Origin of the sequence: Colwellia sp. 6M3, from assembly GCF_014077595.1 — a bacterium.
Lineage (GTDB): Bacteria > Pseudomonadota > Gammaproteobacteria > Enterobacterales > Alteromonadaceae > Cognaticolwellia.
In genome coordinates, this window is the sequence record NZ_JACGWF010000166.1 from 1 (window position 1) to 2,743 (window position 2,743).

The following is a 2,743-nucleotide window of genomic DNA, read 5'->3' on the forward strand; positions in this document are numbered from 1 at the left end:
TCAATTCTCAAACGCCCACGGCAGATAGGGACCGAACTGTCTCACGACGTTCTAAACCCAGCTCGCGTACCACTTTAAATGGCGAACAGCCATACCCTTGGGACCGACTTCAGCCCCAGGATGTGATGAGCCGACATCGAGGTGCCAAACACCGCCGTCGATATGAACTCTTGGGCGGTATCAGCCTGTTATCCCCGGAGTACCTTTTATCCGTTGAGCGATGGCCCTTCCATACAGAACCACCGGATCACTATGACCTACTTTCGTACCTGCTCGACGTGTCTGTCTCGCAGTTAAGCTGGCTTATGCCATTGCACTAACCGTACGATGTCCGACCGTACTTAGCCAACCTTCGTGCTCCTCCGTTACTCTTTAGGAGGAGACCGCCCCAGTCAAACTACCCACCAGACAGTGTCCCCAAGCCCGATAAGGGCCCTAGGTTAGAACATCACGCATACAAGGGTGGTATTTCAAGGTTGGCTCCACCGCATCTGGCGACACGGTTTCAAAGCCTCCCACCTATCCTACACATGTAGGAGCAATGTTCACTGTCAAGCTATAGTAAAGGTTCACGGGGTCTTTCCGTCTAGCCGCGGGTATACGGCATCTTAACCGCAATTTCAATTTCACTGAGTCTCGGGTGGAGACAGTGTGGCCATGATTACGCCATTCGTGCAGGTCGGAACTTACCCGACAAGGAATTTCGCTACCTTAGGACCGTTATAGTTACGGCCGCCGTTTACCGGGGCTTCGATCATGAGCTTCTCCGAAGATAACCCAATCAATTAACCTTCCGGCACCGGGCAGGCGTCACACCGTATACGTCATCTTTCGATTTTGCACAGTGCTGTGTTTTTAATAAACAGTTCCAGCCACCTGGTTACTTCGACTCTCCTGTGCTTACTCCGCAAGGGATTCACACGAGAGAGCGTACCTTCTCCCGAAGTTACGGTACTATTTTGCCTAGTTCCTTCACCCGAGTTCTCTCAAGCGCCTTAGTATTCTCTACCTAACCACCTGTGTCGGTTTGGGGTACGGTTCCTATATATCTGAAGCTTAGAAGCTTTTCCTGGAAGCATGGCATCAATGACTTCAACTCCGTAGAGTCTCGTCTCGTATCTCAGCGTTGAATGAAGTCCCGGATTTACCTAAGACAACCGCCTACATACTTTCACACGGACTACCAACGCCGTGCTCACCTAGCCTACTCCGTCCCTCCTTCGCAATATATAGAAGTACAGAAATATTAATCTGTTTCCCATCGACTACGCGTTTCCGCCTCGCCTTAGGGGCCGACTTACCCTGCCCTGATTAACATGGGACAGGAAACCTTGGTCTTTCGGCGGGGGAGTTTTTCACTCCCCTTATCGTTACTCATGTCAGCATTCGCACTTCTGATACCTCCAGCAAGCTTTACAACTCACCTTCAACGGCTTACAGAACGCTCCCCTACCACTTGAACCTAAGTTCAAATCCGCAGCTTCGGTGACTAGTTTAGCCCCGTTACATCTTCCGCGCAGACCGACTCGACTAGTGAGCTATTACGCTTTCTTTAAAGGATGGCTGCTTCTAAGCCAACCTCCTAGCTGTCTATGCCTTTCCACATCGTTTCCCACTTAACTAGTACTTTGGGACCTTAGCTGGCGGTCTGGGTTGTTTCCCTCTTCACAACGGACGTTAGCACCCGTAGTGTGTCTCCCGCATATCACTCATTGGTATTCGGAGTTTGCAAAGGGTTGGTAAGTCGGGATGACCCCCTAGCCTTAACAGTGCTCTACCCCCAATGGTGTTCGTGCGAGGCTCTACCTAAATAGATTTCGGGGAGAACCAGCTATCTCCCGGCTTGATTAGCCTTTCACTCCGACCCACAAGTCATCACCGCATTTTTCAACATACGTGTGTTCGGTCCTCCAGTTGATGTTACTCAACCTTCAACCTGCCCATGGGTAGATCGCCGGGTTTCGGGTCTATACCCTGCAACTAAACGCGCAGTTAACACTCGCTTTCGCTACGGCTCCCCTATTCGGTTAACCTTGCTACAGAATATAAGTCGCTGACCCATTATACAAAAGGTACGCAATCACCGGACTAAATCCGGCTCTCACTGCTTGTACGTATGCGGTTTCAGGTTCTATTTCACTCCCCTCACAGGGGTTCTTTTCGCCTTTCCCTCACGGTACTGGTTCACTATCGGTCAGTTAGGAGTATTTAGCCTTGGAGGATGGTCCCCCCATGTTCAGTCAACGTTTCACGTGTGCCGACCTACTCGATTTCATGATAAGTTTATTTTCGTGTACGGGGCTATCACCCTGTATCGCTCTACTTTCCAGTAGATTCCACTAACTTACAAACCACTTAAGGGCTAATTCGCGTTCGCTCGCCGCTACTAACGAAATCTCGGTTGATTTCTTTTCCTCGGGGTACTTAGATGTTTCAGTTCTCCCGGTTCGCCTCATTAAGCTATGTATTCACTTAATGATACCCAAGTTACCTTGGGTGGGTTTCCCCATTCGGACATCTTTGGCTATAACGGTTTTTATCACCTCACCAAAGCTTTTCGCAGATTAACACGTCCTTCATCGCCTCTAACTGCCAAGGCATCCACCACATACGCTTAGTCACTTAACCATACAACCCCAAGTAGTTTCCTATTTGGTACAAGCAGGTGACAAAACCCGCTCAATTGTAAAGTCTGACATTTTCACGCACACAAAGTGTGTCTTGAATAAGAGTGGTAATAAAT

The 2,743-nt window shown here is 49.4% G+C and carries 1 rRNA gene; it reads right to left on the reverse strand.

Annotated features, from left to right (window positions below):
- Nucleotides 1-2,628 (reverse strand): 23S ribosomal RNA (locus tag H4J50_RS18685); the annotation flags it as partial.
- Between the last annotated feature and the right edge of the window lie 115 nt (nt 2,629-2,743).